Annotated in this window: 7 protein-coding genes and 1 pseudogene; 1 reads left to right on the top strand and 7 read right to left on the bottom strand. The window is 65.7% G+C overall.

Going from position 1 to position 7,651, the window contains the following annotated elements; all coding sequences use genetic code 11:
- Nucleotides 1-286: pseudogene (locus BMX17_RS21655) on the bottom strand (IS6 family transposase); the annotation flags it as partial.
- A 91-nt stretch (nucleotides 287-377) separates the two neighbouring features.
- On the bottom strand, nucleotides 378-2,255 hold the full coding sequence (locus BMX17_RS21650) for a helicase HerA domain-containing protein (protein ID WP_092664021.1): 1,878 nt from the start codon (nucleotides 2,253-2,255) through the stop codon (nucleotides 378-380).
- A gap of 134 nt (nucleotides 2,256-2,389) precedes the next feature.
- On the opposite strand from BMX17_RS21650, the gene BMX17_RS21645 reads away from it, so the two are divergent.
- Nucleotides 2,390-2,779 carry a hypothetical protein gene (locus BMX17_RS21645; protein WP_092664019.1) on the top strand — a complete coding sequence of 130 codons (390 nt, stop codon included), beginning with the start codon at nucleotides 2,390-2,392 and terminating at the stop codon, nucleotides 2,777-2,779.
- 28 nt (nucleotides 2,780-2,807) lie between these two features.
- Here the strand turns inward: BMX17_RS21645 and BMX17_RS21640 are convergent, their stop codons facing one another.
- The 5 genes from BMX17_RS21640 to BMX17_RS21620 all read right to left on the bottom strand — a co-directional run bounded on the left by BMX17_RS21640 (nucleotide 2,808) and on the right by BMX17_RS21620 (nucleotide 7,603).
- Nucleotides 2,808-3,425 carry a class I SAM-dependent methyltransferase gene (locus BMX17_RS21640; RefSeq protein WP_092664017.1) on the bottom strand — a complete coding sequence of 206 codons (618 nt, stop codon included), beginning with the start codon at nucleotides 3,423-3,425 and terminating at the stop codon, nucleotides 2,808-2,810.
- Between the two features lie 93 nt (nucleotides 3,426-3,518).
- Nucleotides 3,519-3,971: a pyridoxamine 5'-phosphate oxidase family protein gene (locus BMX17_RS21635; RefSeq protein ID WP_092664015.1), complete on the bottom strand. Its 453-nt coding sequence runs from the start codon at nucleotides 3,969-3,971 to the stop codon at nucleotides 3,519-3,521.
- A 69-nt stretch (nucleotides 3,972-4,040) separates the two neighbouring features.
- Nucleotides 4,041-5,330, bottom strand: coding sequence for a DNA polymerase IV (dinB, locus tag BMX17_RS21630; protein WP_092664013.1), 1,290 nt, complete (start codon nucleotides 5,328-5,330; stop codon nucleotides 4,041-4,043).
- Nucleotides 5,331-5,393: 63 nt separating this feature from the next.
- On the bottom strand, nucleotides 5,394-5,951 hold the full coding sequence (locus BMX17_RS21625) for a hypothetical protein (protein ID WP_092664010.1): 558 nt from the start codon (nucleotides 5,949-5,951) through the stop codon (nucleotides 5,394-5,396).
- A complete protein-coding gene (locus BMX17_RS21620; RefSeq protein WP_092664008.1) occupies nucleotides 5,948-7,603 on the bottom strand; it encodes an FAD-binding oxidoreductase in 1,656 nt (551 codons plus the stop codon). Before BMX17_RS21620 ends, BMX17_RS21625 begins: the two co-directional genes overlap by 4 nt.
- Nucleotides 7,604-7,651 lie beyond the last annotated feature (48 nt).

Raw genomic sequence — 7,651 nt, 5'->3', positions numbered from 1 at the left:
AGTATTGCTCGTCGTTGAGTCGGATCACGGTCTCGTCAACCGCAACGTGATCCGGACTGCATCCAGCTTCGGGCTGTAGATCTGCCTTGTGAACCCAATTATGCACGGTGGATCGCGCTCGCTCGACACCGAATATATCAAGAACCGAAACGGTATTCGAAAGAGAGAGTCCAGCAAGATGCAACTGAATACCGAGCTTCATCAGCAGTCGCGGTGTCGCCTCGCGTTCAACAAACTCTAAGTCGATCTGGTCGATACTTCCGCCGAGGCGTGTGTTTTCGGGCATAGGCACTCAGAAAACACATCGCCTCACTCTTCATCCTTATCTGAACACCGCCGTTTACCGCAACCGATATCGATATTCTATTTCTGGGTTATCACTTCACGAACGCTTCCTCGATGGCAGACTTCAGCGCATCACGTGCGTCGGCGTCGGGTTCTCCAGGGTACTCCTCTTCGACGAGGTCGGACAGCCGGTAGTCGTAGTAGCCCCGGCCGACGTGTTCGATGTAGCCGTGCGTCCGGAGGGTGCGGTTGTGGGCGTACGCGCTGGTTCGGTCGCCGTCGCCGCCGCCGGCGAAGTGGGCGTCGAGGGGTTTGGCGGGCCCTTCCTTGCGGTAGTACCGCAACATTCCGCAGGTCTTGGGCGGCATCGCGTCGATGGCCGTGCGCAACTGTTCGACGAGTTCCTCGCCTTCGGGCGGTATCTCGCCGGGCCAGGGCTCGGTGCCGATGGAGACCGCTTCGCCCGACTCGTCGTCGATCGTCGCGTTCCCGCCACCGACCGCTGCCATCGCTGCCGCCACGTCGCCGTCGTCGGCGTCGTCGCCCTCACCGTTCCGGCTGACGGCCTCGTCCCCACTGGCGTCCTCGCCGGGTGGCCCCTCGAACAACGACGTAGGGGCCGTCGCCGGGTCCGACTCGGCGTCGGGACCGTCGCCAGGTGCTGCTGTCGCACCACCGTCGGCCGTCGCCGTACCGTCGCCGTCGGTTGCCGCGCCATCCCCGCCGTCCGCGTCTGTCGCACCGAAATCGGGCATCGGCTGGAGATCGGCGTCATCATCGCCGGCCGCGTCAGCCGCCGCTTCCTCGGCGCTGGCCTCACCGGCGGCTCTCTCTGTTGTATCGTCCACCGACGGGTCGTCGGTCGCCAGTTGCCGTTGCTCGCGCATCCGCTCTTGTTCCGTTCGGCCGGGGTTGACGCCCTTCACGGTGTCCAACAGGGCGTCGACGAACTGGTCGGCCATCCGTGACATATCCCGGGCGTCCTGTAACTCCTTTTCCAGTTCGGCGATCCGGGAGTTCTTCTCGTTCAGTTCCTCGCGGAGTTCCTGAATGCGGTCCTCGGTGCGCTGTTTCTCCTCGCTGATCTCCTCCAGCTCGGAGACGAGATCCGAGCTGACCGATTTGAGGTCGGGCCGATCCACGTCGTCCAGTCCGGGGGTCGCCCCGGCGTCGAAGGTCTGCTTGCGGTGGAACTGGACGCGCTGGACGCGCTCGGTCCAGTCGTTCATCATGAACGCCTCGCCGTCGTCCAAGTCCTCGACGGCCTCGGCGTACTCGCTGCCCAGAATCCGGCTCACGACCTTGGTGTCGTTGTTCCAGGTCAGACGGTGCCAGACCAGCCAGTCACACTGCGTGATGAAGTCTTTCTTCACGTCGGCCGGCCGCTGGCTGATCCCGACCATCCCGAGGCCGTGTTTCCGGCCGCGTTTGGCGACCTTGATCAGCATCTTCCCCGCTTCGGTCATCCCTCCCTTCTCGGGGATCCACTCGTGAACCTCCTCGACGAGCATCAAGAAGGGTTGTTTCAGCTTCTTCTCCTTGGCGAACAGCTGTTTCGAGACCTCCGTGAGGAGGGTCTCGGCCTCGTCCTCGTCGAGGAACGAGGACACGTCGAGGATGATGGGGACGTTCTGTTCCAGCGCCAGCGAGGCGATCTTGCCGGCGTGTTCGGTCGTCACCTGAATGTCACACTCATCGTCGGCCCCGACGTGGAGGATCTCGTACTCCTCTTTGAGCCCGTAGTACTCTCCGTCGATGTCGACGATGAGGATGCCAAAGCCGGCGTCGAGCAGGTTCTCGGCGATGACGCTGGCCGTGTTGGACTTCCCGCTGCCACTCTTGCCGGTGACGAACCCGCGGCCGGTCAGGATTTCGACGACCGGCAGATCGACCGACTGCTCGGGCGTGGTGCCAGTCGGCGGGCCGTCGCTCAACTCGGCGACAGTAATGGTCTCTTTCTCGTCTCCCATCGCTTGTCGGGTACTCACACCGAGACGACATAATCCTCCGTCAGCCAGCCGTCAGACGCGAGTTGCACCGGCGATACGGGCCGAACCCATATTAGCGAGGGGTGTGAAGAAGGCACATACCGAAACCGTTCACAATGCGCCGTCACGAGACCACCGTCGAGGACGAGACCGTCTACGTCGAGACCGACGACGGGCGGGTAGAGGTCGGCGCGCTCGACCGGATCGTCGACGCCGTGGGCGGCCACGCCTGGACCATCGAGTACTCCGACTGGGAGAAAGAGTACTACGACGACCTCGACACCTCCGACGAGGGTATGATCGTCGACGTGGTAGACATGACCGAAGCGCTCACCCATGGCGAGTCGTTCGTGGAGATGCTCCGCACCCATCCGTCGGAGCTAACCCCCTCGACAGTTGGGGAGGGAGACAGCGAGGCCGAGACGGGCGACGAGACCGACCTCTCGCCGCGGATGGGGCTGTTCGTCGGGAAACTGCTGGAGAACTTAGAGAGCGGGCTGGACTGAGGCGAGTGCGATGCGGTTCGGCGGGCGATCAGAGGACCCGGAACACGCGAATCGTGTCCCGTTCAGTGGGTTCGCGGATCAGTTGGGCGAACCCCCTGTCCGAGAAGACCGCCTTCCAGTCGCGGTGGTACAGCGGGAACTCGTCGTCGACGTAGCTCACGTCGGTCTCGCCGCGACCGCGGTTCGGGCTGTTGCCCTCGTTCTCGGCAGTCACGAGCAGATCCGTGGTGAGCCGCTGGAACTCGTCGAATACCCACACGTCCTCCGGGTGGACGTGTTGCAGCGTCTCGACGGTGTAAATCGCGTCGAACGCCCCGTCCTCGAACTCGGGAAGCAGATCTTCGAGCGCGCCGGTGTGGAACGTCCCCGTCTCGGCCAGTCGCGGGTAGTGATCGGCCATCACGTCGAAGGCGTCCTCGTTGATGTCGACGCCGGCGAGGTTCTCGAAACCGTTCCGGCGGAGGTGTTCGAGGTGGCGACCACAGCCACAGCCGACTTCGAGGATTTTGGCGTCGTCGGTGCAGTAGTGTGAGAGTACGTCGGCGAGCGTCTCGCTCACCTCGTTCGGGCCGATCTCGGCGTAGTAGGTGGGCGAGTACTTTTCGGACCGGTCGACCCAGTCCTGGCGTACGTCCTCCGGGTCCATGTGTCGACGCTGGCGGGGGCCGGTAATCAATGCGTGGACTTCGTCGCGAGTTCGTCGCACCGACAGAACTGTCGAACGCGTCGCCAGACACACTCAGATGTCCCGTTTGCCGTACTCCGTGGCGAATTCACGGCCCGAGCAGTCGGCCCTCTCCAGGCCGAACAGTCTGAAATTGACCTCGTCGAACGGGACGCCCCACACCCCGAAATCAGGCGGGAACTCGGCGTTCGCGGCTAGCGTCGCGAACGCTTGCTCTTTGTCCTCGATCTCGTAGATTTCGCCGGTGATGACGACGCTCCGCCAGACCGCTTCGTGATCGCTGTTCTGCTCGTACACCGTGAGGCAGACGTTCGGATTCGATTCGATGGCCGATGTCTTCCGACTGTTCGATCCGCCACCCCACTGCATTGGGAATATCATTCGCTCCGCATCGTAGCCAAACGAGATGGGGATCGCGTACGGCCGGTTCCCGTCGACCATCGCGAGGACGCCGATCCCGTTCCGAACGAGTATCTCGTCGACTTCCTCGTCGGACAGATCTCTCATTGTCCGTATGAATAGCTTCAATCGCCTAAATGCTGGGGTCCCCCGTAGGACGACCGGTACCTGAGAGTGTTACTCGAACTCGCCCAGCGACGTCTGGCCCCGCGATCCCAGCGTCTCCTCGCCGGTGTCCTCGCGCTCTGTCCGCCCGTCCTCGAACTCGCCCAGCGAGTGGTTCTCCCGGCGACCGGCCCCTGCGTCACCGGCCGACGCACCCTCGAATCCGTCCAGGCTCGCCTGCTGGGCGTCCGAAAAGTCCAGATTCGAGACGCGGACCCCGACCTTCCGCACCTCGTCGTCGCGAAACTCCGTCAGGAGATCGAGGGCAACCTCTTCGACTAGATCGGCGTCCTCGACGGGGCCCGGAAGTGACTTGGCGCGGGTGTGCACGTCGAACGGCGGCGTGACGACCTTGATCCCGATGGTCCGATAAAGAGCGTCCTTGCTGCTCGCGCGTTCGGCCACGTCGCCGGCCAGCGCCCGGACGCGTTCGCGCTTGTGTTCGCCGTCGTCGGTCGCCTCGGTAAAGGCCGACTCCCGGGAGAGGCTCTTTGGCTTCCCGACGGGTTCCACGGGCCTGTCGTCCTCGCCGCGGGCGTACGACCAGATTTCGCGGCCGCGCTCGCCAAAGCGGTCTTCGAGTCGCTCCGGATCGGTGTCGGCGAGGTCACCAGCGGTCTCGACGCCCATCGACCGGAGTTCGCGGGCTGTGACGGGACCGACGTTGTGGACTTCCGCCACGTCCAGCGCCGCGAGGAAGTCGCGAACGTCGCCGGGTTCGACGACCACGAGCCCGTCGGGTTTGTCGTGGTCGCTGGCGATCTTGGCCGCGCTCATCGTCGGCGCGACCCCGACGCTGGCGACGACGCCCACCTCGTCTTCGATCCGGTCTTTGAGTTCCTGCCCGAACTCTCGCGCCGATTCCCAGTCGACGGTCCCGGTCACGTCGAGATAGGCCTCGTCGATGCTGACCTCCCGGACCGTGTCGGCGGTGTCGTGTAGGATCTCCTTGACTTCGCTGGCGACGGATTCGTAGTAGTCCAGATCGACCGTGCGGTAGAAGCCCGCCACCTCGGGGTCGATCTCCGGGTCGTCGACGGCGTCGACCTTCCTGGGGAGCAGGTCCAGGGCCTGCGAGATGGCCATGGCGCTCTCGACGCCGAACTCGCGGGCCTCGTAGCTCGCCGTGGCGACCGCGCCGTGGGTCTCCCCGGACTCGTAGCCCATCCCGACCACGAGGGGTTCCCCTTCGAGGGCGGGCTCGCGAAGACGCTCACAGGCCGCGTAGAAGCAATCCATGTCGACGTGGCAGATCACCTGCTCCGGCGAGCCGTCGTCGACACCCGGCAGCCGCCCGTCCATGCCGCCGGCTTCGACCCGGTTCCACCTAAGTCTCTCGCCGTGTGGAAGGGTGGACCGCCGGAGTCACCGATTCTCCGGCCCGGCCGTCAATCGCGGCGTCGCGCCGTCGAGTCGGTCGCGGTTGTCCTCGATGGCCAGTCGCACCTCGTCGCTCACACCGGGGAGAAACCCCACGGCGACGACCGCCTCGACGGGGTGGGCCTCCAGCTGACTGCGCGCCTCGAACAGCCGTCCGTAGCCGGCAGAGCCCCACTCCACGTCGCTGGCAAAGACCATCTCCCTGAAAGTCCGGCCGTAGTTGGCCTCGGCCTTCCGTGAGAGCGTGTCCAGCCGCTGGGTGATCACCGACCCCTCGCGGTATGTCCCCAGCAGGAGGTCTGTCAGCGGATAGGCCGTGTCGGCCTCGATGGGCGGTGCGTACGCGCCGGGAATCCGCCGGAGGTCGGGACCGTTACCCCCGTTCCCGGTGTTCGAACTGTCGTCGCCGTCTCCGCTGGTCACCTCGTAGGCGAGAAACCGGGGGATGCCGCCCTCGTAGAGGTGGGCGACGACGGCCGGTTCGACGCCGCCGCCCAGTGGCGGGGCGGTCCCGATCTGGACGACCGCGGTCAGCGCGCTCATCGCTCGTCGAGCAACGCGCCGGGGTTCATGATCCCAGCGGGGTCGAGGCGGTCTTTGGCCGCGTGGAGCGCGTCGCGGAACTCGTCGGGCGACTCCGTCTCGTACCACTCCCGATGCGTCCGGCCGACGGCGTGGTGGTGGGTGATGGTCCCACCGTACTCCTCGATGACATCGGAGGCCGTCGCCTTGATCTCGCGCCACTGTTCGAGTTCCCGGCCCACGTCGGCCGGGGCCAGCAGGGTGTAGTACGGCGCTGGCCCGTCGGGGTAGACGTGAGTGAACCGACAGGAGAGAAAGCCCGCACCGCACTCGTCCTCCATCGTCGCGGTCACCTGTTCGGTAATCTCCTCGTGCAGCCGGTCGAACTGGTCCCACGTGACGGCCGTCTCGAACGTGTCGACGATGACGCCCAGGCTCACCAGCGCGTTGAATTTGTAGGGTGCCTCGAAGAAGGCCGACCGCCAGTCGCCTTCCTCGTCGTCGCGGTCGCCGCCGCTGGCCTCGTCGCCGCCCGCCGTCGCGTCGTCCTCGCGGTGCGGTCCCTCGTAGCTCGGATCGCCCGAGACCGTTCCCCCGTGGTCCTCGGCGATTTCGAGGGCGCGGGCGAGGTCGTCGTCGACGGGGTGGTCGGTCGACTCGAAGCCCAGCACGAGGACGTGACTGCCGTCCATCGCGACCTCGTTCATCATGGCCTCTCTGCTATCCAGCAGGCGGCAGTTCGCGGGGTAGAGCCGCGCCTGCACGATCTCGCGGGTCGCGTCGACCGCCGCGCCGAAGTCCGAGAAGCGGACGGTCGCCCGAGCGCGATAGGGCGGGCGTGGCTGGACGCGGAGCCAGCCCTCGGTGATGACGCCCAGCGCACCCTCAGACCCCAGTACCAGTCGGTCGGGGTCGGGACCGGCACCCGACGCGGGTAATCGGCGCGACTCGAACTCGCCCGAGGGGGTCAGCATCCGCACGTTCTCGACGAAGTCGTCGATGTGGGTGTAGACGGTGGCGAAGTGGCCGCCGGCGCGGGTGGCGATCCAGCCCCCGAGCGTCGAGAACTCGTAGGACTGGGGATAGTGCCTGAGCTGGAGACCGTGTTCGCGGAGCTGGTCGTTGATCTGTGGCCCGGTCGCGCCAGCCTGAATCTTCGCCGTGCGAGAGTGCTCGTCGACTTCCAGTACCTGATCCAGCTCCCGGAGGTCCAGCGAGAGCACGCCGGCGTAGCCGGACCCGTCGCCGTCGGGATCGCACTCGACGCCGGCGACGACGCTCGTCCCGCCGCCGTAGGGGACGACCGCGATCCGCTCGTCGGTCGCCCAGTCCAGAATCGCGCGGATCTCGTCTTCCCCTGTGGGTTCGGCCACCACGTCCGGGGCGGACGAGAAGTCGCCGTGGAACCCGCGGACGAGGTCGCGGTAGCCACTGCCGTAGGTGTGGCGAATCCGGTCTTCGGTGGCGGTCGAGCAAACTTCCGTGAGGTGATCCGGAACCGTCACCGACGACTCGGGGATCTCCACGTCCGAGAGGGCGGGCGGGTCCAGACGAGGGCGCTCGGGGAAGCCGAGCATGGTCTCCATCCGAGTCGCGAGTTCGTCGCGCTCGGCCTCGCCCGGGAACTTCTCGGCGTAGCCCCAGCCCCAGAAACTCAGGTCACTGTCGGACATCACCGTACCTGGGGCCAACCGTCTCAAAAGTGTTGGGCCGAAGTGCTG

Origin of the sequence: Halorientalis persicus (assembly GCF_900110215.1) — an archaeon.
Lineage (GTDB): Archaea > Halobacteriota > Halobacteria > Halobacteriales > Haloarculaceae > Halorientalis > Halorientalis persica.
The sequence above is the reverse complement of the archived record's forward strand: the minus strand, read 5'-3'. Positions and strand labels throughout refer to the sequence as shown.